The sequence below is a fragment of the Microbacterium sp. NPDC055903 genome (assembly GCF_053615555.1).
Genome location: NZ_JBSHCA010000001.1, coordinates 909,009 through 931,812, shown reverse-complemented (window position 1 = coordinate 931,812; position 22,804 = coordinate 909,009). Strand labels below are relative to the sequence as shown.

Annotated in this window: 18 protein-coding genes; 13 read left to right on the top strand and 5 right to left on the bottom strand. The window is 70.0% G+C overall.

The window, feature by feature from the left end:
- Positions 1-3: 3 nt before the first annotated feature.
- A complete protein-coding gene (locus ACWGJP_RS04220) occupies positions 4-678 on the bottom strand; it encodes an NUDIX hydrolase (protein ID WP_452328499.1) in 675 nt (224 codons plus the stop codon).
- Between the two features lie 82 nt (positions 679-760).
- Here ACWGJP_RS04220 and ACWGJP_RS04215 point away from each other — a divergent pair, with 82 nt between their 5' ends.
- Both ACWGJP_RS04215 and ACWGJP_RS04210 read left to right on the top strand, forming a co-directional pair.
- Positions 761-2,467, top strand: a complete 1,707-nt coding sequence (locus tag ACWGJP_RS04215) for a hypothetical protein (protein WP_452328498.1) — start codon at positions 761-763, stop codon at positions 2,465-2,467.
- A gap of 34 nt (positions 2,468-2,501) precedes the next feature.
- Entirely contained in the window at positions 2,502-2,870 is a 369-nt protein-coding gene (locus ACWGJP_RS04210; RefSeq protein ID WP_452328497.1) for a sterol carrier family protein, read from the top strand.
- A gap of 6 nt (positions 2,871-2,876) precedes the next feature.
- On the opposite strand, the gene ACWGJP_RS04205 is transcribed toward ACWGJP_RS04210, so the two are convergent.
- The 3 genes from ACWGJP_RS04205 to ACWGJP_RS04195 are packed head-to-tail and all read right to left on the bottom strand — an operon-like array spanning position 2,877 to position 5,853.
- Positions 2,877-3,653 carry a heme ABC transporter ATP-binding protein gene (locus tag ACWGJP_RS04205; protein WP_452328496.1) on the bottom strand — a complete coding sequence of 259 codons (777 nt, stop codon included), beginning with the start codon at positions 3,651-3,653 and terminating at the stop codon, positions 2,877-2,879.
- Positions 3,650-4,729 (bottom strand): FecCD family ABC transporter permease, encoded by a 1,080-nt coding sequence (locus tag ACWGJP_RS04200; protein ID WP_452328495.1) that lies wholly within the window; start codon positions 4,727-4,729, stop codon positions 3,650-3,652. Before ACWGJP_RS04200 ends, ACWGJP_RS04205 begins: the two co-directional genes overlap by 4 nt.
- Positions 4,726-5,853, bottom strand: a complete 1,128-nt coding sequence (locus ACWGJP_RS04195; protein ID WP_452328494.1) for a heme/hemin ABC transporter substrate-binding protein — start codon at positions 5,851-5,853, stop codon at positions 4,726-4,728. The genes ACWGJP_RS04200 and ACWGJP_RS04195 overlap by 4 nt, the downstream gene beginning before the upstream one ends.
- A 162-nt stretch (positions 5,854-6,015) precedes the next feature.
- Here ACWGJP_RS04195 and ACWGJP_RS04190 point away from each other — a divergent pair, with 162 nt between their 5' ends.
- Together ACWGJP_RS04190 and ACWGJP_RS04185 are read left to right on the top strand one after the other, a co-directional pair.
- On the top strand, positions 6,016-9,942 hold the full coding sequence (locus tag ACWGJP_RS04190) for an HtaA domain-containing protein (protein WP_452328493.1): 3,927 nt from the start codon (positions 6,016-6,018) through the stop codon (positions 9,940-9,942).
- A gap of 102 nt (positions 9,943-10,044) precedes the next feature.
- On the top strand, positions 10,045-10,389 hold the full coding sequence (locus ACWGJP_RS04185) for a potassium transporter Trk (RefSeq protein WP_452328492.1): 345 nt from the start codon (positions 10,045-10,047) through the stop codon (positions 10,387-10,389).
- On the opposite strand, the gene ACWGJP_RS04180 is transcribed toward ACWGJP_RS04185, so the two are convergent.
- Positions 10,386-10,991: a zinc-binding alcohol dehydrogenase gene (locus ACWGJP_RS04180; RefSeq protein WP_452328491.1), complete on the bottom strand. Its 606-nt coding sequence runs from the start codon at positions 10,989-10,991 to the stop codon at positions 10,386-10,388. The genes ACWGJP_RS04185 and ACWGJP_RS04180 overlap by 4 nt on opposite strands.
- Positions 10,992-11,075: 84 nt before the next feature.
- On the opposite strand from ACWGJP_RS04180, the gene purM reads away from it, so the two are divergent.
- The 9 genes from purM (at position 11,076) to ACWGJP_RS04135 (ending at position 22,782) form a co-directional block, all read left to right on the top strand.
- The gene (gene purM, locus ACWGJP_RS04175; protein WP_452328490.1) at positions 11,076-12,194 is read left to right on the top strand and encodes a phosphoribosylformylglycinamidine cyclo-ligase; all 1,119 of its coding nucleotides are present in this window, start codon (positions 11,076-11,078) and stop codon (positions 12,192-12,194) included.
- A gap of 6 nt (positions 12,195-12,200) precedes the next feature.
- The gene (gene purF / locus ACWGJP_RS04170; protein ID WP_452328489.1) at positions 12,201-13,673 is read left to right on the top strand and encodes an amidophosphoribosyltransferase; all 1,473 of its coding nucleotides are present in this window, start codon (positions 12,201-12,203) and stop codon (positions 13,671-13,673) included.
- A gap of 2 nt (positions 13,674-13,675) precedes the next feature.
- Positions 13,676-14,956: an MFS transporter gene (locus ACWGJP_RS04165; protein ID WP_452328488.1), complete on the top strand. Its 1,281-nt coding sequence runs from the start codon at positions 13,676-13,678 to the stop codon at positions 14,954-14,956.
- 65 nt (positions 14,957-15,021) lie between these two features.
- A complete protein-coding gene (locus ACWGJP_RS04160; RefSeq protein ID WP_452328487.1) occupies positions 15,022-15,939 on the top strand; it encodes an aldo/keto reductase in 918 nt (305 codons plus the stop codon).
- Positions 15,940-16,083: 144 nt separating this feature from the next.
- Positions 16,084-17,379, top strand: coding sequence for an ABC transporter substrate-binding protein (locus ACWGJP_RS04155; RefSeq protein WP_452328486.1), 1,296 nt, complete (start codon positions 16,084-16,086; stop codon positions 17,377-17,379).
- Positions 17,380-17,436: 57 nt separating this feature from the next.
- On the top strand, positions 17,437-18,375 hold the full coding sequence (locus ACWGJP_RS04150) for a carbohydrate ABC transporter permease (RefSeq protein ID WP_452328485.1): 939 nt from the start codon (positions 17,437-17,439) through the stop codon (positions 18,373-18,375).
- A complete protein-coding gene (locus ACWGJP_RS04145; protein WP_452328484.1) occupies positions 18,375-19,307 on the top strand; it encodes a carbohydrate ABC transporter permease in 933 nt (310 codons plus the stop codon). The genes ACWGJP_RS04150 and ACWGJP_RS04145 overlap by 1 nt, the downstream gene beginning before the upstream one ends.
- Positions 19,304-21,340 (top strand): beta-galactosidase, encoded by a 2,037-nt coding sequence (locus ACWGJP_RS04140; protein WP_452328483.1) that lies wholly within the window; start codon positions 19,304-19,306, stop codon positions 21,338-21,340. Before ACWGJP_RS04145 ends, ACWGJP_RS04140 begins: the two co-directional genes overlap by 4 nt.
- Positions 21,340-22,782 (top strand): sulfatase family protein, encoded by a 1,443-nt coding sequence (locus ACWGJP_RS04135; protein WP_452328482.1) that lies wholly within the window; start codon positions 21,340-21,342, stop codon positions 22,780-22,782. The genes ACWGJP_RS04140 and ACWGJP_RS04135 overlap by 1 nt, the downstream gene beginning before the upstream one ends.
- Positions 22,783-22,804 lie beyond the last annotated feature (22 nt).

The following is a 22,804-nucleotide window of genomic DNA, read 5'->3' as shown; positions in this document are numbered from 1 at the left end:
GGCTCAGAGCGCGACGGGGCGCTCGTCGCTCCGATCCCAGGGCGTGTTCCATCCGGCCGCCTCGAAGAGGCCGTCGAGCACCATGGCGGTGAAGCCCCACACGATGGTGCCGTCGACGTCGAAGGCGGGGCCGCTGAAGCGGCGACCGGAGCGCTCGATCACCGAGGTGAAGCGTGTTGCAGGGTCGAGCAGCTGCGCCACGGGCACGCGGAAGACCTCGACGGTCTCGGCGTGATCGACCGCGACGACGCGGGACGGATGCCGCCACCAGCCCAGCACCAGTGCGACCCTGTGATTGCTGGCGGCCAGGGGCAGCTCGGGCAGGGTGGCGAGGATCTCCACTCCTGCAGGGTCGAGCCCGGTCTCCTCCTCGGCCTCCCGGAGCGCCGTGGCCGCGGCATCCGCATCGCCGGGCTCCCAGCCGCCGCCGGGGAACGAGACCTGACCGGGGTGCGCGGACAGCGTGGGCGCGCGGCGCTGCAGCAGCACGTCGAGATCGCGCGCGACGGCGGCGTCGGCGACAGGGGCGGGGATGCTGTCGAGGACGCCGAAGAGGATGAGCACGGCGGCGCGGCGGGCTGCCGACGCATCCGCGAGCGGCGGGAACGGCCCCGCCCACGCGGCCGCCGCCGATGCGGCGAGCAGCTGCGCGCGGGCGCCTTCGGAGTGCGGGGGCATGCTTCGAGCGTACGCCGGGCAGGCGGGTGGTGGCCTGTCCGGTGCTGAACGGGAAGGACCGGTCCGGGCTAGGCTCGCGGGCATGAGGGGCTCCGTCGTCGTGCGCGCGATCGCCGCTGTCGTCGTGCTCGCGGCGCTGGGCGGATGCACGGCGGAGCAGCCGCAGCTCCCCACCGGCGACGAGCTCGATGTCGACCTCGACCGCGGGCCGACCGCCGGATTCGTGGATGCGGGGGACGGCGTCGTCCTCGCGGACGGCGAGGACTGGACGCTGCCGTCGTGGGTGCGCCCTGCCGCGAACTCGGGCTTCTTCTCGGAGGAGGCATCCGAGGAGCACCTCGTCGGCCTCCGTTCCGTCGACGTGACCTGGCGGCAGATCCAGCCCGGACAGGGCGGATCGATCGATCGGGAGGCATCCGGCTCCGCGCAGGGGATGGAACTGGACGGCCTCGACGCGCAGCTCGCGGAGGACGGCGACTTCTGGATGCGGCTGTTCGCCAGCGGCGAGAGCTGGGCGCCGGAATGGGTCGCTGAGGACTGCGGGGTGAGCAGTTACGGTCCGGACGCGGACGGCGAACGTCATCTCCCGATCTGGGACGAATGCGTGTGGGGTCACCTCATGGACAGCTACCGCGCCGTGTTCGTCGATCTCGGCCTCGCCGCGGACGAGCGGCTGCGGTTCGTGTACGTCCCCGGCGCCTTCAGCTGGGCCGAGTACGACTACGACATCATCGGAGAGGCGATCGACGCGGGCGATCTCGATGAGGACGCCTACCTCTCCTGGTACGACCACGCCTGGACCGACCTCGTCGACATCTTCGGCGCGGATGCGCACAAGCTCGTCTTCACCGGCGAGGACTATCCGTTCGGACCCTTCGGCGCGGCCGACGACCTGCTCGCGCAGCAGGCGGTGGATGCCGGGATGGGCATCCGCACCGGCATCACAGAGCCGAGCAACTTCCACCTCAGCGAGGCGCCTTCGTACGGATCGACGATCCAGCCGGACGGTCACATGATCGTCGACGAGTCGTTGCCGATCCACTCGGGGGAGTTCGTCGTCGCCACCGAGAACGAGTGCTTCACGGACTGCGGATACGAGACGGGCGATCCTTCCTACGCCGTCCGTCAGGCCAATCTGAAGGCGCTGCAGCTGCGGATGAACTGGATGTACGTCGTTCCGGAGGACTCGTACATGGCCGAGTACCCCGAGCACTGGGACTGGGTGCGTCTCGAGCTGGGTCACACCGCCGCCACCGCGCCGGACGCCTGGGCGGCCTTCCGCGACGCCGAGGACACCTTCTGGATCGACGAGGAGTTCCCGCGGGAGTGGAGCACCAGGCCGTGGGTGCGCAACCTCGAGCGCTGGCTCGTGCAGGTGGATGAGACGGGGTCGGTGGCGCATCGCACCGAGGTCGACGCCCACGTCGGCGAGGTCGAAGCGGTGAACGGGACGGCCTATGAGGGGCTGTCGACGGACGTGTCAGAGGGGGACACCGGCTTCGTGCTGGAGGTCGACGACGCCTTCGCGGCATCCACCTCCGGCGGCTCGGTCCTCAAGGTGACGTTCCTCGATTCCGGATCGGGCTCGTTCACGGTCGAGACGGCGGGCGGTTCATCGGCGGAGGTCGCGCGCGCCGGCAGCGGCACGTGGCGCACCGCGACGATCGCCCTTCCGGACGGTGCGGTGGCGGAGGAGGCGACGCGTCTGCGGATCGCGCTCGCCGAGGGCGCAGACGATCTGGTGGTGCGTTTCGTCCGCCTCGTCCGGCTCGAGGCGCCTGCGGCGTAGCATCCGACGCGTCCTGCGTGCATAGGCTGGGACCATGGCCCGCTCGATCGACACCGCCGCGGGGCGCGCCGCGCTCGCCGTGGTCGAAGCCGCGCGTGCGGCGGGGGAGAAGCCCGCACGCACGGCAACCGCCACGGCCGTGCGCTATCTCCTGCAGCTGCTCGACGAGAAGGCGCCAGGCAACAGCGTCGAGGTGCGTGTGCCGCCGTTCGGCGCCGTGCAGGTCGTGCAGGGACCGCGCCACACCCGCGGGACGCCGCCGAACGTCATCGAGATGGACGCCGCGACCTGGATCGCCCTCGCCACAGGCGCGGAGCCGTGGCAGACGGCGGTGGATGCGGGGCGTGTGCACGCCTCCGGCATCCGCGCCGACCTCAGCGACCTGCTGCCGCTGCGGCCCTGACCACGCTCAGCGCCGGGCGACCACGAGCGGAACGCCGGTGCGCGGATGCGGGAAGACGTCGACGGCCTGACCGTAGACCTCCTCGACGCGTTCAGGGGTGAGCACGTCGGCCGGATCGCCGGAGGCGGCCACCCTGCCGTGCGAGAGGAGCGTGATCCGGTCGGCGTGGGCGAGAGCGGCGTTGAGGTCGTGCAGCACGACGGCGACGGCGACGCCGGCGTCTGCGCGCTCCCTGATCAGGCGCATGACGTCCTCGTGGTGTCTCAGATCGAGGGCGGCCGTCGGCTCGTCGAGGAGCAGGACGGGGGTGGTCTGCGCGAGGACGCGGGACAGTGCGACCCGTGCCCGCTCTCCGCCCGAGAGCGAGGACACCGATCGTGCGGAGAGCGGGAGGACGTCGGTCGCGGCCATCGCGGCGGCCACGACCTCGTCATCGGCGTCCTCGGCCTCCGTGCGTGCCCACGGCGCCCTGCCCATCCGGACGACCTGCTCCACGGCGAACGGGAACGAGACGGCGTTCTCCTGCAGCAGCACGGCGCGACGGCGGGCGAGCTCCTTCGCAGGGATCTCCGAGATCGGGCGCCCGTCGAGCAGCACGGTGCCGCGCTCGGCGGCGACGTCTCCGGCGAGGACGCCGAAGAGCGTCGACTTGCCGGCGCCGTTCGGACCGATGAGCGCGTGGATCTGCCCGGGCCGGATCTCGATGGATGCGTTCTCGAGGATCGTCTTCCCGCCCGGCGAGGGGCGCACCGTGACCCCGTCGGCGCTGAGCAGCGCGGTCATGCCCAGCCTCCCGATCTCCGGCGCGTGCGCACCAGCAGCCAGAGGAAGAAGGGGCCTCCGACGAGCGAGGTGATCATGCCGATCGGCATGTCGGAGAGCGGCACGAGGGTGCGGGCGAGGAGGTCGGCGAGGCTGATGAGCAGGGCGCCCCCGATGGCGGAGGAGATCACCAGGGGCAGGTGCGCGGGGCCGATCGCCATCCGCATGAGGTGGGGGACGACGAGACCGACGAAGCCGATCGTCCCGGCGAACGCGACCGCGGCGCACACGAGCAGGGCGACCGTCACGATCACGATCATCCGGAGCAGCTCGACGCGCACACCCAGATGGCGTGCGGTGCGCTCGCCGAGCGAGAAGAGGTCGAGCTGGTGCGACACGATGAGCGCGACGGCGATGCCGATCGCGACGAGCGGGGCGACGAGGGCGATGTTCGGCCAGAGGGCGCCGTTGAGCGAGCCGAGCTGCCAGAACACGATCTCCTCGCGCGTCGAGGTGGTTCCGAGGAAGGTGAAGAACGCCATCCCTGCACCGCCGATCGCGTTGATGGCGATGCCCGTGAGCAGCAGGGTCACCACCTCCGTCCTCCCGCCGGATCGGCTGATGAAGTACACCGAGAAGACGGCGACCAGGCCGCCGAGGAACGCGAACGCGGGCGTCGTCCACATCCCGAAGGTGGCGAGGCCGAACGTGATGCTCGCGGCGGCGCCGAGCGCCGCGCCGGAGGAGACGCCGACGACGCTCGCGTCGGCGAGCGGGTTCCCGAACACGGCCTGCATGAGCACGCCGGAGACGGCCAGTGCGGCGCCCACCAGCAGGCCGAGCACGAGCCGGGGCAGCCGCAGGTTGAGGATCACCCCGGCATCCGTCGTGTCCGTCGGGGCCCAAGGCGTGTCGATGCCGATCGCCTGAAGCAGCACGCCGACGACTCCGGTGGGGGAAAGGGAGTACTGCCCATTGGTGAGCGCGGCGATCGCGGTGACGACGAGTGCGACGAGGAGTCCGGCGACGATCAGCGCGAATCTGCTCCTGCTGCGCGCTGGCGTGCGGCGGGCGGGAGCCGGAGTCTCGACGGTCATCCGGCGGTTCCGGATGCCGGAGACGAATCCGGCGCGTACAGCGCACGAGCCAGGGCCCGGATGATCTCCGCCGACCGGGGGCCGAAGCTGAGGATCTCGCTGTCGGCCATGTCGATCACGCGGCGATTCGCGCCGGCCGGTGTCTCGGCGACAGCCGGCACGCGCTCGATGAGACCGTCGACGCCTCCCACGGACTCCAGCCCGTCGGTCATCATGACGAGCACATCGGGCTGCGCGGCCACGAGAGCCTCGGCGGTCATCGGCTTCATCCCCTCCCAGCCGATCTCACTCGCGACGTCGACGCCTCCGATCGATTCGATGAGGGAGTCCGCCCCGGAGTCGGCGCCGAAGATGTAGTAGACGTTCGCGGTGCCGCGCACGTAGAGGAAGAGCATCCGCGCCCGATCCTCCGCGTCATCTGGGATGACGGCGGCGATCTCGTCGAGAGCGGCGTCGAGGGCGGCGTCCTGCTGCGCGATGAGGGCGTCTCCGCGCGAGGGGATGCCGAGCGCGGCGGCGATCTCGGTCACCAGGTCGTCCGCGGTGTCGAGGCGCCGCTCGCTGGAGATCACGACCACCGCGATGCCCGCGTCGCGCAGCTGCTGGCGCACTTCCTTGGGGCCGATCGTCGTGTCCGTGAGGATGACGGTCGGTGCGAGCTCGAGGATCGCCTCGGCGTTGAGCGTGTGCCCGGTCGCGGTGACGACGGGCAGCTCCTCGGTGCCGGCGAAGTCGGTGGATGCATCGCGGCCGACCACCTGGTCGCCCATTCCGAGGGCGAAGACCGTCGAGGCGATGGTGCCCGAGATGTCGATCGGGAGGATGCGGTCGACCGAGGTGATCTCGATCTCGCGGCCCTCGCTGTCGGTCACCGTCGCGGGGAGCGCTGGCGCGGTGTCGTCATCGACGACGGACACGGCGTGAGAAGGGAGGCACGCGGTCGAGACCCCCTCGGCGGTGCGCACGTCATCGACGAGGTCGAGGTCGGAGAGCAGCTGGTCCGCGCCGACGCAGGTCTCGGCCGGGCTCGGCTCGCTGCTCGCGGGGGGAGTGGGGGCCGCGCATGCGGAGAGGGAGAGCAGCAGCACGGCCGCAGCCGCAAGGGAGATCACGGGGCGTTGCATTAGGTGAGGCTTTCCTAAAAGTTGACGCCCGAGGAAGGGGCGCACTACGCTCGGAATCGAGCTTGCTTAGCCTATCCTAACCAAACTCTCACCCTTCACCCGATTGCATAGCGGCACCCGGAGCGTGTGCTCGCGCACGCTCGCAGAGCGCCGGGAGACCTCGTGAACATCACAGCGCATACCGAGTCGGGGCCCAGCCGCACACACGTGCTGCTGGCCGCCCTGCTGTCCTTCCTGCTGGCCATGGCCGGCGTCCTGACCAGTCAGCCGGCGTCGGCGGCGACCGGAGTCGTGAACACGACGGTCGCCTCGGCGGACGAGTCGGGGCTCAGCATCCGGGTCGACGCCTCCGGGCTTCCCGAGGGCGTCGCTGGAGCCTACGCCGCCCTCATCGAAGAGGGGCAATACGAGGCCCTCAACGGGATGTCGTACATCGCGTTCGCGCTGCCCTTCCCCTCCGTGAGCGCGGGTTCGACCTCGTTCACCCTCACGGCGGAGGCCGCGGATCTCGACCGCACGAAGAACTACGAGGTCGTGATCTGGAAGCAGCACAGCGGGTACACCGCCGCGACGGAGTACGGCCGCTCGACCGTGAGCATCTCCTCCGCGCAGTGGGATGCCGTCTTCCCGCCCGCGCCGGAGCCCGAGCCGGAGCCGGAGCCGGAGCCGGAGCCGGAGCCCGAGCCCGAGCCTCAGCCGGCGGCCTCCTCCCTCACGGTGTCGCAGACGACGGAGCTCGACCCGTCCGGTGAGACGCTGACGATCACGGCGGAGAACTACCCCGCGACCGAGGCGTCGAAGCACGGTTCGGGCAAGGCCGGTTTCTACATCCAGGTCGGCTGGATCGCCGACTCGTGGCGTCCCTCCGAGGGCGCCGCCAGCTCGGCGCGGACGAACGCCTACTCCGCGTGGGTCGCAGATGCGGCGAACACGCTCGCGACGACGAAGTGGACGGACAACGGCGACGGCACGGCGGACGTGACGTGGACGGTCGATGTGAGCGAGGCGGCGCTGCTCGCCAAGCCGCTGGCCGCAGGTGGCGGGAGCCTCGCCGTGTTCACGGTCGGTGCCGGCGGTGTCGTGCAGGCGGATGCCGAGCATGCTGTGGCGATCTCCTTCGCGGAGCCGGAGCCGGAGCCGGAGCCGGAGCCAGAGCCAGAGCCGTCTTCGCTGACGGTTTCGAAGACGACCGACCTGAATCCTGAGGGTGAGACGCTGACGATCACGGCGAAGAACTACCCCGCGACCGAGGCGTCGAAGCACGGTTCGGGCAAGGCTGGTTTCTACATCCAGGTCGGCACGATCGCTGAGACGTGGCGTCCGTCGGAGGGTGCGGCGTCTACGGCGCGCAAGAGCGCGGTCTCGACGTGGGTGGCGGATGCGGCGAACGTGCTCGCGCCGACGAAGTGGACCGACAACGGCGATGGCACCGCGGATGTGACGTGGAGGATCGAGGTCAGTGAGGCGGCACTCGAGGCCGCACCGCTGCCCGCGGGAGGCGGCTCCTATGCGGTGTTCACGGTCGGCGCAGGCGGTGTGGTGCAGGCGGATGCCGAGCATGCTGTCGCGATCACGTTCGCCCAGCCAGAGCCAGAGCCGGAGGCGTCTTCGCTCACAGTCTCGAAGACCACGGATCTCGATCCTGAGGGTGAGACGCTGACGATCACGGCGGAGAACTACCCCGCGACCGAGGCGTCGAAGCACGGTTCGGGCAAGGCTGGTTTCTACATCCAGGTCGGCACGATCGCTGAGACGTGGCGTCCGTCGGAGGGTGCGGCGTCTACGGCGCGCAAGAGCGCGGTCTCGACGTGGGTGGCGGATGCGGCGAACTTCGCGGCGCCGACGAAGTGGACAGACAACGGCGATGGCACCGCGGATGTGACGTGGACGATCGAGGTCAGTGAGGCGGCACTCGAGGCCGCACCGCTGCCCGCGGGAGGCGGCTCCTACGCCGTGTTCACGGTCGGCGCAGGCGGTGTCGTGCAGGCGGATGCCGAGCATGCTGTCGCGATCACGTTCGCCCAGCCAGAGCCAGAGCCGGAGGCGTCTTCGCTCACAGTCTCGAAGACCACGGATCTCGATCCTGAGGGTGAGACGCTGACGATCACGGCGAAGAACTACCCGGCGACCGCGGCATCCAAGTACACCTCGGGCAAGGCCGGTTTCTACATCCAGGTCGGCTGGATCGCCGACACCTGGCGTCCCTCCGAGGGCGCGGCATCGGATGCTCGCGGCTACGCGGAGGCCACCTGGGTGGCGGATGCGGCGAACTTCGCGGCGCCGACGAAGTGGACAGACAACGGCGACGGCACGGCCGATGCGACCTGGACCGTCGAGGTGACGAAGTCGGCGCTCGCTGCGAAGGCGGGCTCCGGCGGGACGTTCGCGGTCTTCACCGTCGGTGCCGGCGGTGTCGTGCAGGCGGATGCCGAGCGCTCCGTCGCGATCTCCTTCGCCGACGCCGAAGGACCGGTCACGCCGGAGGAGCCGGAGGAACCGGGGACGACCCCGACCACTCCGACGAAGCCGACCACCCCGGTCAAGGGCGGCTCGCTGCTCTGGTCGATCTCGTCGTCGTTCGCGAACTACGTCACGGGCCCGATCGCGCACGGCGCGATCACCGTCTCGAACGGTGCGACCCGGTCGGGAAGCCAGTTCCAGTTCGGCCAGACCTCCAGCAGCTACGTCGCCTCGACGGGCCTCGGCAGCGTCACCTACGGCGGTTCGGTGCGGTTCACCGGACACGACGGCATCCTGGATGTCACGGTGTCGAACCCGCGCATCCGCATCTCGTCCGCGAGCACGGCGACGCTGTACGTGACCCACGGCGGCGCCTCGGTGGCGTTCGCGACGCTGGATCTCAGCTCGGCGCGCAAGACCACGTCGGGCGGAGCCGTGACCTACACGGCGGCGCCGGCATCGCTCACGAGCGAGGGTCGAGCGAGGGTCCTCAGCGGCTACGACACGAACCTCGACGCCGTGACCTTCACGATCGGCGCCGCTGCTGCGGCTCCGGCGGGCCAGACCGGCACGGTGGCGAGCGCTCCGGAGAAGGAGAAGGAGGAGCTCCCCGAGACGCCTCCGGCGACCGGCGGGCTCCAGATCGACGAGGCGAACCTCGCCGCATTGCAGGCCGGCCAGCAGGCGACGGTGTCCGGCAGTGGATTCCAGCCGAACGAAGAGGGCATCAAGGTCGTCGTGTATTCGACGCCCGTGCTGCTGGACACCGTGACGGCGGATGCCGACGGCGTCGCGACCTGGACGGGAACCCTTCCTGCCACGCTCGCCGACGGCGCGCACACCCTGACGCTGCAGGGTTCGGTCAGCCATGGGCTCGAGTTCACGCTCGCACGCGCCGCAGCCGCTGTCGCCGCCGGACAGTGCGTCGTCGAGGGGGCAACGCTGAACTGGGGCTTCAAGGAGTCGTTCCGCAGCTACATCGAGGGCATCGCGGCCGGCGGCTGGGAGCTCACCGGCGTCGAGTACCGCTACCCCGACTACGTCTGGCAGAGCGGAACGGGAGCGGTCGACCCCGCGACGGCCACGGGCCTTGTGACCTACGGCGGATCCATCCGCTTCACCGGTCACGAGGGCGCGCTCGACACCACGCTCGCGAACGCCCGCCTGGAGTTCGCCGGCGACAAGGGCTACGTCGTGTTCGACGTCACTGGCACGACCCAGGGCGGCGATGCCGTCGAGCAGCAGGGCGTCCGTTTCGCGGAGTTCGCTCTGGACGGGCTCACAGCCGTCGACGGGGTCATCTCCCTCGATGCGCTGCCGACGACGCTGACCGACGCAGGGGCCGCCGCCTTCGGCACCTACCCGGCAGGCGACCCGCTCGATGCTCTGAGCGCGGTCATCCCGGTCGCCGCGGACTGCGGCGTTGCCCCTGTCGAGGAGCCGGAGGCCGAGGCGGAAGCCCCGGTCGCCGCGCTCACGGACGAGGCGATCGGCGTCGACACGACCCCGCTCGCGTGGCCGTGGATCGCCGGTGGGGCGCTCCTGGTGGCCCTCGCGATCGCCGGCACCGTGCTGATCGTCCGCCGCCGCGCAGCGGCGGCGGCCACGGAGGCATCCGACACGCTCTGATCCCGCAGGACGCGCAGGGGCCCGGTCTTCGGATCGGGCCCCTGCGCCGTATGGCCGCGGGGACGCGGCGCGGACACAGCCGGCGAGTGGGACAATGGAGACATGGCCAGCCCCGAGACCCACCACACCGTCGAAGCGACCGTCCGTCGCGTGCCGCGCTTCGGTGTCTTCATGGGGATCGGTGTCGTCGTCGGCATCATCGTGGCGGTGATCCTCACCTACACGGGGAGTTTCGAGAAGTCCGAGGCGCTCGATGTCGTCTACCCGGCAGGCCAGGTGTTCGGCTTCCTCCTGCTGTGGACCGCGCCTGCGGGTCTCGCCCTCGGCGGTGTCGTCGGTCTCGTCTTCGAGCGCCTCGCCCGACGGCACGACCGCGTCGTGCGCGTCGACCGCGAGACGGTGGTCGCCGCGAGCGCCGAGCCGGATGCCGAGGACAGCGCCTCCTAGGCGAGCTCCGCGATCACCGGCCTGATCGCCGCGTCGAAGGCGACGACGTCGCGCCGCAGACCGTCCGTCACGGCGACGGAAAGATCGCCGATCCACCAGATGCCGCGCTGAGTGAACGGCAGCACCTGCACGTTCAGCTCGAAGGAGTGCGCGCGCCTGCCGATATCCCGCTCGAACTCCGCGATCGCCGAGGCATACGCGCGGTAGGCGCCGCCCCCTGTCGTCGAGCGCATCGAGTCCGAGTACCGCCGGTGCTCGGCCCTGGCGTACCGCAGCGAGGGCTCGGCGAGCGGACGGATCGCATCGCGCAACTGCTCGGCGCCGGACTGCGGCAGCGCCACCAGCGTGTCGAACCCTTCCACGAGCTCGAGAGGGCCGGATGCCCTGTGCGCCCTCGGCTCGACCGTCATGTCCCAGTACTCCCGCCACTGGGTCTCCAGTGCGGCCGTCGCGTCCTCGGCATCCGGCATCCTGACGCCGAGATCGCGCAGGGCCGGCAGTTCGTCCGGTGCGCGCACGCCGAGCGCCTGGCGCAGCGCGAGCGCGAGCAGCACCGGCACGCTCGCATCCTCGCGGATCAGCCACTGGGGCTTATCGGACATAGCCCCATCGTAGGAGCAGAGCGCCCCCGTGGCACCAGGACGGCACCGGCGGAGAGGGATGATCCGGGGCGGTAGTCTTGAGGGGTGGCTGCCTCCTCCACCAATCCCTATTCCGAAGCCGGCGTCGACACCGCTGCCGGTGATCTCGCCGTCGAACTGATGAAGTCGTCCGTGCGCGCGACGCACGGCCCCGAAGTGCTCGGCGGCGTCGGCGGCTTCGCCGGCCTCTTCGACGCGAGCGCCCTGCTGTCGTACCGCCGCCCGCTGCTCGCGACGAGCACCGACGGCGTCGGCACGAAGGTCGCGATCGCGCAGGCCATCGACAAGCACGACACGATCGGTCAGGACCTCGTCGGCATGGTCGTCGACGACATCGTCGTCGTGGGGGCGAAGCCGCTCTTCATGACCGACTACATCGCCTGCGGCAAGGTGTTCCCCGAGCGCATCGCCGACATCGTCCGCGGCATCGCCGACGGCGCCAAGGCCACGGGCACGGCCCTCGTCGGCGGCGAGACCGCCGAGCACCCGGGGCTCCTCGGCCCCCGCGACTACGACGTCGCAGGCGCCGCCACCGGCATCGTCGAGGCGGATGCCGTGCTCGGCGCCGAGCGGGTGCAGGACGGCGACGTCGTGCTCGCCCTCGGATCGAGCGGGCTGCACTCCAACGGCTACTCGCTCGTGCGCCACATCATCGCCAGGGCCGGCATCGGCTACGGCGACAACGCCGCCGACTTCGGCACGACGTGGGGAGAGGTGCTGCTGGAACCCACGCGCCTGTACACCCTGCCGCTCCTGCGCCTGCTCGAGACTCTCGACGACGGCGCCGTGCACTCCCTCAGCCACGTGACCGGAGGCGGCATCGCGGCGAACCTCGCACGCGTGCTCCCGCAGGGGAGCTGGGCCGACGTCGACCGCGCCACGTGGTCGCCGAGCCCCGTCTTCCGGGTGCTCAGCGACATCGCCGGATCCACACTGGAGTCCGCCGAAGGCACCTGGAACCTCGGCATCGGCTTCCTCGCCGTCATCGACGCGCGCGCGAAGGAGGCCGCCATCGCGGCGCTGGCCGCAGAGGGCATCCCCGCGTGGCAGGTCGCGACGGTGTCCACGGGCGCCAGGCCGGCCGGCGAATACGAACAGGGCGCCAAGGGCGTCGACGGTGGAGCGGTGCGCCTGGTCGGCGCGTACGCGGACGGAGCGAAGTAACACCCCATGTGCGGCATTGTCGGAATCGTCGGGAACGCCCCGGTCAATCAGGACATCTACGACGCTCTGCTGCTTCTCCAGCACCGCGGTCAGGACGCCACCGGCATCGCGACCGCGGAGCCCAACGGCGTCATGCACATGGCGAAGGCGCAGGGCATGGTGCGCGAGGCATTCCGCACCCGAGACATGCGGTCGCTGCTCGGCAACGTCGGCCTCGGCCACGTCCGCTACGCGACCAAGGGCACGGCGTCCAGCGAGGAAGAGGCCCAGCCGTTCTACGTGAACGCGCCGTACGGCATCATCCTCATCCACAACGGCAACCTCACCAACACCCGTGAGCTCACCGCCGACATGGCGCACCGCTACCGCCGCCACCTGAACTCGTCCAGCGACACCGAGCTGCTGCTCAACGTCCTCGCCGGCGAGCTGCAGGAGACCACCTCGCCGGTCGATCTCGACCCTGAGCGCATCTTCGAGGCGGTCTCCCGCACCCACGAGCGGATCGAGGGCGCCTACGCGGTCATCGCCGTGCTGGCGGGCTACGGCCTGCTCGCCTTCCGCGATCCCTTCGGCATCCGCCCGCTCATCCTCGGTCGCCGGCCGTCGACCGTCGAGGGCCGTGAGGGGCGCGACGAATGGGTCGTGGCGAGCGAGTCGCTCGTGCTGGAGAACGGCGACTACGAGATCGTCCGCGACGTCGAACCGGGCGAGGCCGTCTTCATCACCGACGAGGGCGAGCTCTTCTCGCGTCAGTGCGCGCCGGTCACGAAGCTCGCGCCCTGCGCCTTCGAGTACGTGTACCTCGCCCGCCCGGACTCGGTGATGAACGGCATCTCCGTCTACGAGTCCCGGCTGCGCATGGGCGACCGGCTCGCCGACACCATCGCCAAGCACGTGCCGCTGGAGAAGATCGACGTCGTCATGCCGATCCCCGACTCCTCGCGGCCCGCGGCCATGGAGGTCGCCCGCAAGCTCGGCATCGAGTATCGCGAGGGCTTCTACAAGAACCGCTACGTCGGACGAACGTTCATCATGCCGGGTCAGGCGGTGCGCAAGAAGAGCGTGCGCCAGAAGCTGAATGCGATGTCGACCGAGTTCCAGGGCAAGAACGTCCTGCTCATCGACGACTCGATCGTCCGCGGCACGACCAGCCAGCAGATCATCCAGATGGCCAGGGATGCCGGTGCGCTCTCGGTCACCTTCGCCTCGGCGGCGCCGCCCATCCGGCATCCGCACGTCTACGGCATCAACATGCCCTCGCGTCATGAGCTGGTCGCCTACGGCCGCACCATCCCCGAGATCGCCGAGGCGCTGGGCTGCGACCACCTCGTCTATCAGGAGGTCGACGACCTCAAGGCCGCGATCATCGAGGGATCCGCGCTCACCGATCTCGACCTCAGCCCCTTCGACGGCGACTACGTCACCGGCACGGTGTCCGAGGAGTACCTGGCGTGGGTGGAGAGCACCCAGTCGTCTTGAGCATGACGCAGCCCCTGTGGCGGGGGAGGGCTCTGGCCGTCCTCGGAATCCTGCTCTGCGCGTTCTCGTTGCGCTCCGCGGTCGCTTCGCTGTCTCCGCTCATCGACCACATCGCAGCGGACTTCCCGTTGTCGTCGACCGTGGTGGGTCTCATCGGCACCGCGCCTCCGGTGTGCTTCGCGATCTTCGGGCTGACGACGCCGCTGATGGAGCGTCGTCTGGGGCTCGAGCGGGTGGTGATCATCGCCCTGATCGCGATCTCCGCCGGCCTCGTGCTGCGCGGATTCGCCGTCGACGCGATCACCCTGATGCTCGCCACGTCCCTCATCTTCGCCGGCGTCGGCATGGGCAACATCCTCGTCCCGCCGCTCGTGAAGAAGTACTTCCCCGACCGGCTCGGGCTCATGATGACGCTGTACACGACGGCCATGTCGCTGTCGACGTTCATCCCGCCGCTCGTCGCGGTGCCGGTGGCCGATGCGGCCGGCTGGCGCTTCTCTCTGGCCGTCTGGGCCGTGTTCGCGCTCGCCGGGCTGATCCCGTGGATCCTCCTGCTGGCGGCGGACCGCGTCCCGCGTGCCCCCGAGCCGCGCGCCGACGGGGGCGCCCCGATCACCGAGCCCGTGGCCCTTGCGACCGGTCCGATCCAGATCGCGCCGACCGGTGCGAGGGTGTTCGCCAGACTCGCCCGGCTCCCGCTGGCGTGGTCGATCGCCGTGGTGTTCGGAACCTCGTCGATCATGGCCTACGCATCCTTCGCCTGGCTGCCGTCGATCGTCATGGACGTGGCGGGAGTGGATGCCGTGACCGGCGGCCGGCTGCTGTCGCTGTTCGCCTTCATGGGTCTTCCCGCATCGCTGCTCGTCCCCGTGCTCGTCGTGCGCCTGCAGGCCACCAAGGCGGTGTTCCTCGTCGCCGTCGCGGGAGGAGTGATCGGCCTCGGCGGGCTGCTGCTGTTCGCGAACCCCGTCACCGTGTGGATCTGGATCACGCTCTTCGGCATCGTCCCGGTGATGTTCCCGCTGGCGCTGGTGCTCATCAGCATCCGTGCACGCACGCCGGAGAGCGCGGTGGGCCTCAGCAGCTTCGTGCAGAGCGTCGGCTACCTCGCCGCCGCCGCATTCCCGTACCTCATCGGCGTCGTGCACGACGCGACCGGGTCGTGGACGGTGCCGATCCTGGTGCTCGGCGCCGTGGTGCTGATCTCGCTGCCCTTCGGGCTCATCGCCGGCCGGCCTCGGACGGTCGAGGACGAATGGGAGCGTCGGCACGGAGCCTGGTGACGACACCGTGCCGCTCGCGGGTTGGTAGTGTGCCGATTCGGACCCCCCCACCCGGATTGGACATCATGACGCTCGCACTCAGCCCGCTCACCCTCGGCACCTCCGGCCTCGGACGCGACACGGCGCCCGGTTCGCCTGAGGAGGAAGCAGCCGTGCTCGTCGTGGTGGATCTGCTCACCAGCGACCATCACTACGTCGACACGTCGAACAACTACGCCGAAGGGCGTTCGGAGGCGGTGCTCGGCCTCGCCATCGCGCGTCTGGGCGCCAAGGCCGGAGAGAAGGTCATCTCCAAGGTCGACTGCGACCCGGTCACCGGAGCCTTCGACAGGGATCGGGTGCTGCGCTCCTTCGAGGAGACCACGGCCAGACTCGGCGTGGACCGGCTCCCGCTGCTGCATCTGCATGACCCGTATACGGTCTCGTTCGAGGAGGCGATGGGCGCGGGCGGTGCGGTCGAGGGTCTGATCGAGCTGCGCGAGTCGGGCAGGGTCGGCGCCATCGGCGTCGCGGCCGCCCCCGTGCCGCTCATGGCGCGCTATGTCGGCACCGGTGTCTTCGACGCCGTGCTGATCCACAACCGCTTCACCGCCGTCGACCAGTCGGCGGCCCGCGTCTTCGAGGATGCCCGCACTCGCGGGATGAGCGTGTTCAACGCCGCGCCCTTCGGCTCGGGTGTGCTCGTCACGGGTGCGACCGAGGGGGCCCGCTACGACTATCGCCCGGTATCGGCTGAGCTGGCGGACTGGGTGACACGGTTCGAGGCGGTCTGCGCGTCCCACGGCGTTCCGCTGGCCGCGGCCGCCCTGCAGTTCTCGGTGCGCTCGCCCCTGGTGGACTCGACCGTGGTGGGCGTCGCACGCGCAGGACGAAGGGCGCAGTCGGATGCGCTGCTCGCGACGCCGGTGCCGGACGAGCTCTGGGACGATCTCGCAGCGCTCGGCCCCGCGCCATCGCCGGTGGACGACAGCCGCTACGCCTGAATCTCCCTGCATCTCCCGGTGGCGGGCCGCTCCGGATTGACTATTTGTTCCACAGCGGTACATAATGGCCGAAGTCGCTGGAGCGGCTCGCTGCTCGACGCGGAAGACGCGCGACCGGCGAACACATCAAGGGAGATTCAGAAGATGCAACGCAGCAAATTCATCGGTGCTTCGGCTGTCATCGCCGTTGCCGCGCTGGCCCTCTCCGGCTGTGCAGCCGGGTCGGACGAGGCGACGGACGGACCGATCACGCTCGAGTACTGGGCCTGGGGCACCACCCAGAAGCCGCTCGTGGACGCATGGAACGCCAGCCACCCCGACATCCAGGTGAAGCACACCGATGCCGGCGGCGGTACGGACTCCTCCGCGAAGCTCGTCACCGCCCAGCGCGCGGACAACGCCCCCGACGTCGCCCTTGTGGAGTACAACACCCTCCCCGCCATGATCGTCGCCGGTGTCGCCTCCGACATCAGCGAGTACACCGGCGACCTCGAAGAGGAGTACGCACCCGGCGTCTGGAGCCAGGCCACCTTCGACGGCGTCAGCTACGGCGTGCCCCAGGATGCCGGCCCCCAGGCGCTGACCTACAACCAGGCCCGCTTCGAGGAGCTCGGCATCGAGGTGCCGACCACGTGGGCGGAGTTCGCCGTGGCGGCCGAGCAGGTGCGCGCCGCCGACCCGGATGCGTACATCACGACCTTCGCCCCCGCCGAGTTCGGCGGCTTCGCCGGCCTCGCGCAGCAGGCGGGCGCCGAGTGGTGGACCGTCGACGGCGACGAGTGGACCGTCGACTTCGACGACGAGGCCTCCGTGGCCGTCGCCGACTACTGGCAGGACCTCATCGACCGCGACCTCGTGCTCGCCGAGCCGCTGCTCACCCCCGAGTGGAACGCCCGCCTGAACGAGGGCAACGTGCTCTCCTGGCCGGCCGGCCTCTGGGCCGCCGGCGTCATCAACGGCGTGGCCTCCGAGATGGCAGGGCAGTGGGCCATGGCCCCGCTTCCACAGTGGACCGAGGGCGACAGCGCCGTGGCGTTCCAGGGCGGTTCGGCCGCGATCGTCACCACCTCCTCCAAGCACGCGGAGGCGGCGGCGGAGTTCGCCGCGTGGATCGGCACCTCGGAGGAGGCCGCCCAGATCCAGATCGAGGAGGGCCAGTACCCCGCCTCGTTCACGGGCCAGGAGCTCACGCTCGACGCGGACGCGCCGGCGCTCATGCCGCAGCAGGACGACTACTGGGAGATCGCCGCGGAGATCGCCGCGAACACGATCCCCGAGATCAGCTGGGGCCCGAACGTGAACGTCGCCTCGAGCGCGTTCCAGGACGCGATGTCGGCCGCCGTGACGAACGGCACGCCGCTGTCCGGCGCCCTCACGGAGACCGAGAAGGTCGTCGTCGAGGACATGGAGACGTCGGGCTTCACCGTCGTCGCAGAGTGATCACCGGGAGCGCCGGCGGCCCCGTCGCCGGCGCTCCCGTCCCGAAGGAGCCCGAAAATGAGTGCAACCGCTGAGGCCCCCTCGCCCGCGCGCCGCAAGGCGCACCGGTCGAGATGGCTCGTCCCGTACACCTTCCTGCTTCCCGCAGGACTGCTGTTCCTCGCCTTCCTGGCGATCCCGATCGGCTACGCGATCTTCCTCAGCTTCCGCGGCATGCGCGTGACAGGCAGCGGCCCCTTCGGCGTTCGTGAGGAGACCTGGGTCGGCTTCGAGAACTACATCCGCACATTCACGGATGCCGAGTTCCTCGCCGGCTTCGGCCGTCTGGCGATCTACGGCCTCATCGCCGTGCCGCTGACGCTCGGACTCGCCCTGCTCTTCGCGCTGCTGCTGGATCTGCCGCGCGTGCGGGCCGCGAAGTTCTCCCGTACGGCGATCTTCCTGCCGTACGCCGTGCCCGGCGTCATCGCCTCCCTGCTCTGGGGCTTCCTCTACCTGCCCTCCACCAGCCCGCTGAACTGGATCCTCAACCAGTTCGGTCTGCCGGATGTCATCGTCCTCTCCGGAGGCGCACTGTATCCCTCCGTCGCGAACATCGCGATCTGGGGCGGCGTGGGATTCAACATGATCATCATCTACACCTCGCTGCGCGGCATCCCCTCGGAGATCTACGAGGCCGCCAGGATCGACGGGGCGACCGAATGGAACATCGCCTGGCGGATCAAGATCCCGCTCGTCGCGCCGGCCCTCGTGCTGACCGGTCTGTTCTCGCTGATCGGAACCCTGCAGGTCTACGGTGAGCCGACCACCCTGCGCCCGATGACGAACGAGATCTCGCAGACCTGGGTGCCTCTCATGAAGATCTACCGGGACGCCTTCATGCGCGACGACCTGTCGCTGGCCGCGGCGTCCTCGGTCGTCCTCGCCCTCGGCACCCTCGTGGTGTCGGTGATCCTGCTGCGGGTGACGCAGCGCCGAGCACTCGGAGAGAACTGATGAACACCACCACGACCTCTCCGAAGCGCGCTTCCGGCGCGAAGACCGGCGCGGCAGGGCGCGCGCCGATCGCACCAGACTCCCGCCTCAGCCGACGCGGCGCGAAGCAGCGCCCCGTCGTCGCGAGCGCCGTGCTCATCCTCGGTGCGCTGTACTGCCTGGTGCCCGTGCTCTGGGTCGTCATCGCCTCGACGAAGTCGAACACCGAGCTGTTCACGACCTTCACGTTCCTCCCCGGCACGAGCCTGTTCGACAACCTCGGCGACCTGTTCAGCTACGGCGGCGGTCAGTTCGGGATGTGGGCGATGAACAGCGTGATCTACGCGCTGGGTGGCGCGGTGCTCTCCACGCTCGTCTCGACCATGGCGGGCTACGCGCTGGCGAAGTACGAGTTCCCGGGCCGGCAGGTCTGGTTCTACGCCATCCTCGCCGGGGTGCTCCTGCCCGGCATCACCCTCGCTATCCCGCAGTACCTGCTGATGTCGCAGGTGAACCTGGCAGGGACCTACTGGTCGGTGCTGCTGCCCTCGCTGATCTCGCCGTTCGGTATCTTCCTCGCGCGGGTGTACGCGGCATCCGCCGTGCCATCCGACACCATCGAGGCCGCGCGGATCGACGGAGCCGGCGACTTCCGGATCTTCGCCTCCATCGCGATGCCGATGATGATCCCCGGCATGGTGACGGTGTTCCTGCTGCAGTTCGTCGGGATCTGGAACAACTTCCTGCTCCCGTTCATCATGCTCTCCGACGAGCGGATGTACCCCCTGACGGTCGGCCTTTACACGCTGCTCTCGAAGGGGTCCGGGACGCCTTCGCTGTACAGCCTGGCGATCATCGGCGCCGCGGTGTCGATCATCCCGCTGATCATCATGATGCTCGTGCTCCAGCGCTACTGGCGGCTGGACCTGGTCAGCGGAGGTCTGAAGGGATGACCGTGAACGACGTGTACGCGCCCCCCGCCCTGCTCTTCGGCGGCGACTACAACCCCGAGCAGTGGTCGCGGGAGGTCTGGGTCGAGGACATCAGGCTGATGCGCGAGGCCAGGGTCAACACCGTCACGATCGGGGTGTTCTCCTGGGCGATGCTCGAACCCAGAGAGGGCGAGTACGAGACCGGGTGGCTCGACGAGGTCATCGCTCTGCTCGACGAGGCGGGGATCGGCTTCTTCCTCGCGACGCCCACTGCGTCTCCGCCGCCGTGGTTCAGCCTCGCGCACCCCGATGCGCTGCCCGTCCGCGCGGACGGCGTCCGCCTGCGCCACGGTTCGCGCGACACCTACGCGGTGAGCGCGCCGGCATATCGCGAGGCGTCCCGGCGCATCGCCAGGATGCTCGCCGAGCGCTACGGCGCGCACCCGCGGCTGCGCGGCTGGCACGTGCACAACGAATACGGCACGCTCGACCACGGTCCGCATGCGGCAGCGGCGTTCCGGCGCTGGCTGCAGGAGCGCTACGGTTCGCTCGATGCGCTGAACGCCGCCTGGTACACCGCGTTCTGGTCCCAGCGCTACGGATCCTGGGACGAGATCGAGACGCCGGCCGAGGCGCAGTATCTGCACAACCCCACGCAGGTGGTGGACTTCCGCCGCTTCTCCTCCGACGAGATGCTCGCCGCGTTCGAGGAGCAGAAGCAGGAGATCAGGGCGACCGGATCCACCGTCCCCGTCACGACGAACTTCATGCTGCCGACCTGGAACCACCTCGAGCAGTGGTCGTGGAGCGATGCCCAGGACATCGTCTCGATCGATCACTACCTCGACACGACAGGGCCGGATGCCGAGGCGCACGTCGCCTACGGATCGGATCTCACCCGGTCGTGGGCAGGCGGGCCGTGGGTGCTCATGGAGCAGAACGCCACCGGCATCCGTGTCGGCGACCGCACCTACGCCAAGCCGGCGGATCGGATGATCCGCAACTCGCTGGGCTACATCGCCCGCGGTTCGCAGAGTTCGCTGTTCTTCCAGTGGCGTGCGGCGGCAGGCGGTTCGGAGCAGTGGCACGGCGCGCTCGTGCCGCACGGTGGGGCGAACGCCGCGTTCGATGCGGTGGTTGAGCTCGGCGGCATCCTGGAGACGATCTCCGAGGTGACGGCCCCTCCGGCGGACGGCGTCATCGTGGAGGCATCCGTCGGAATCGTCTGGCACGCCGACGGATGGTGGGCGCTGGAGACCCCGCACCTGCCGAACGATGCGATGAGTTACTCCGACGAGGTGCGCGCCACCCACCGCTCGTTCTGGCGGGCGGGCATCGCGACGGACTTCGTCCGGCCCGGTGCCGACGTCTCGTCCTACCGGCTTCTCGTCGTCCCCACTCTCTATGCGATGCGCCCGGAGATCGCCGCGTGGCTGCGTGAGTACGTGGACGCCGGCGGCCGGCTCGTCGTCACCTACCTCACCGGCGTCGCCGACGAGAACCAGCGCATCATCGGGGGCGGGTACCCCGGTGCCATCGCCGATCTGCTCGGGGTCCGCGCGCAGGAGATCCTCCCGCTCGCTCCGGACGCCTCGGTCGCGCTCAGTGGCGGTCTCTCCGCCGAGGAGTGGACGGAGCGCCTCGAGACGGAGGGCGCGACGGTGCTCCACCGGCACGAGGAGGGCGCGCTCGCCGGCCTCGCCGCGATCACGGAGAACATCGTGGGCGAAGGGCGAGCCGTCTACGTCTCCGCCCGACTGCAGCAGACCTCTCGCGACGCCTTCTTGGCGGATCAGGCGGCACTGGCCGGCATCGAGCCGACCCTGGCCGGAGCATCCGCCCTCGGCGTCGAAGCTGTGCGGCGGCGCGGCGCGGACGGCGACCACCTCTTCCTGCTCCACCACGGCCCGGATCCGGTGCGGGTCGTCGGCGCCGGGACGGATGCGATCTCGGGGACCGACGTCGCGGACGGCCTGGTGATCGAGCCGGGCGGCTGGGCCGTCGTCCGTCAGCGGGCGGATCGGACGATCTCGATCGCTCCTGCGGAGCGCTGATGACGAGGCCGAACGTCCTGCTGATCGTCTCCGACGACCACGGGTACGCCGACCGCGGCATCCTCGCTCACGACCCTGCCGTGCGAACCCCGGCCCTCGACCGTCTCGCACGCGAGGGTCTGACCTGCACGGATGCCTACGTCGCCGCCCCGATCTGCAACCCGTCGAGGGCGGCGCTCATCAGCGGCGACCATCCGGCGCGGTGGGGATCGACGTGGTTCCTGGACACCCGGTTCCCGGACGAGCGGATCACGCTCGCCGAGCGCTTCCGCGAGCACGGCTACCGCACCGGCTACTTCGGGAAGGTGCACTACGGGCAGGATGAGCCGGGCGACCGCGCCTGCCCGCCGGAGCACGGCTTCGACGTCTCGTACTACGGCCTCGCGGGGCGCCAGCAGGGTCGACTGCACTACCTCAGCCACACCGAGGACGCCGTGCGCGAGTACGGGCCGGAGGGCAACTGGCGCATGGCGGTGCAGCCGATGTTCGACGGGCGGGAGGAGGTCGAGCTGGAGGGCTTTCTCACCGAGGAGCTCGGTCGACGCACCCGCTCCTTCATCCAGGCGGACGACGAGCAGCCGTTCTTCGCCATGCTCGCCTTCAACGCCGTGCACAACTTCTGCTGGCAGCTTCCCGCCGACGAGCTGGAGCGCCGGGGTCTTCCCGTGCACGCGGACTGGGACGAGTCCGGCGACGCCCCCTACGCCCAGTGGTACGACGGCGCGATCGCCCCGAACCTCGACCACGGGCGCGAGTACTACCTCGCGCAGCTCGAGCTCATGGACCGCGAGATCGGTGCCCTGCTCGACCGGCTCGAGACCCTCGGCATCGCCGATGACACCATCGTCGTGTATCTCACCGACAACGGCGGATCCACGTGCAACTACGGCAGCAACGCCCCGCTCAGCGGGACGAAGTACACCCTCGCCGAGGGCGGGGTCAGAGTGCCCTTCCTCGTGCGCTGGCCGAGCGGGCAGTGGGCCGGCGGCGGGGTGCGCGAGGGGATCGTCAGCTCGATGGACCTCTACCCGACGCTGCTCGCCGCCGCAGGGTACGACGTGTCGGCGCTGGGGATCGACGGTGTGGATCAGGGTGCGCAGCTGCGCTCGGCCGTCCCTGCGCGCGATGAGCTGCATTGGGAATGCGGCTTCCAGGCGGCCGTGCGCAGCGGAGACCTCAAGCTCAGGGTGACGCACGGCGAGGATCCGTCCGCCGAGGGCATCCGCGTCGTCGAGCACACCGACCCCGGTGACGGGGTGCAGCTCTTCGACGTGCGCGCAGACCCGGGGGAGGAGCACGATCTCCTGGCAGATCGCATCGATGACGCGCGCCGACTCTGGGATCTGCATGCGGGATGGCTGCGCGAGGTGGGGCGCGACGACCTCATCGCCAGGCACGCCGAGCGGGTGGCCGATGCGGTCGCGCCTGCCAGGGCGTCCTGAGGAAAGGCCATAGGCTGTGGGG

Bases quoted from the DNA above. Each gene is read 5' to 3' on its own strand.
- ACWGJP_RS04220 (WP_452328499.1), bottom strand. From the start codon at position 678: ATGCCCCCGCACTCCGAAGGCGCCCGCGCGCAGCTGCTCGCCGCATCG.
- ACWGJP_RS04215 (WP_452328498.1), top strand. From the start codon at position 761: ATGAGGGGCTCCGTCGTCGTGCGCGCGATCGCCGCTGTCGTCGTGCTC.
- ACWGJP_RS04210 (WP_452328497.1), top strand. From the start codon at position 2,502: ATGGCCCGCTCGATCGACACCGCCGCGGGGCGCGCCGCGCTCGCCGTG.
- ACWGJP_RS04205 (WP_452328496.1), bottom strand. From the start codon at position 3,653: ATGACCGCGCTGCTCAGCGCCGACGGGGTCACGGTGCGCCCCTCGCCG.
- ACWGJP_RS04200 (WP_452328495.1), bottom strand. From the start codon at position 4,729: ATGACCGTCGAGACTCCGGCTCCCGCCCGCCGCACGCCAGCGCGCAGC.
- ACWGJP_RS04195 (WP_452328494.1), bottom strand. From the start codon at position 5,853: ATGCAACGCCCCGTGATCTCCCTTGCGGCTGCGGCCGTGCTGCTGCTC.
- ACWGJP_RS04185 (WP_452328492.1), top strand. From the start codon at position 10,045: ATGGCCAGCCCCGAGACCCACCACACCGTCGAAGCGACCGTCCGTCGC.
- ACWGJP_RS04180 (WP_452328491.1), bottom strand. From the start codon at position 10,991: ATGTCCGATAAGCCCCAGTGGCTGATCCGCGAGGATGCGAGCGTGCCG.
- purF (WP_452328489.1), top strand. From the start codon at position 12,201: ATGTGCGGCATTGTCGGAATCGTCGGGAACGCCCCGGTCAATCAGGAC.
- ACWGJP_RS04165 (WP_452328488.1), top strand. From the start codon at position 13,676: ATGACGCAGCCCCTGTGGCGGGGGAGGGCTCTGGCCGTCCTCGGAATC.
- ACWGJP_RS04160 (WP_452328487.1), top strand. From the start codon at position 15,022: ATGACGCTCGCACTCAGCCCGCTCACCCTCGGCACCTCCGGCCTCGGA.
- ACWGJP_RS04155 (WP_452328486.1), top strand. From the start codon at position 16,084: ATGCAACGCAGCAAATTCATCGGTGCTTCGGCTGTCATCGCCGTTGCC.
- ACWGJP_RS04150 (WP_452328485.1), top strand. From the start codon at position 17,437: ATGAGTGCAACCGCTGAGGCCCCCTCGCCCGCGCGCCGCAAGGCGCAC.
- ACWGJP_RS04145 (WP_452328484.1), top strand. From the start codon at position 18,375: ATGAACACCACCACGACCTCTCCGAAGCGCGCTTCCGGCGCGAAGACC.
- ACWGJP_RS04140 (WP_452328483.1), top strand. From the start codon at position 19,304: ATGACCGTGAACGACGTGTACGCGCCCCCCGCCCTGCTCTTCGGCGGC.
- ACWGJP_RS04135 (WP_452328482.1), top strand. From the start codon at position 21,340: ATGACGAGGCCGAACGTCCTGCTGATCGTCTCCGACGACCACGGGTAC.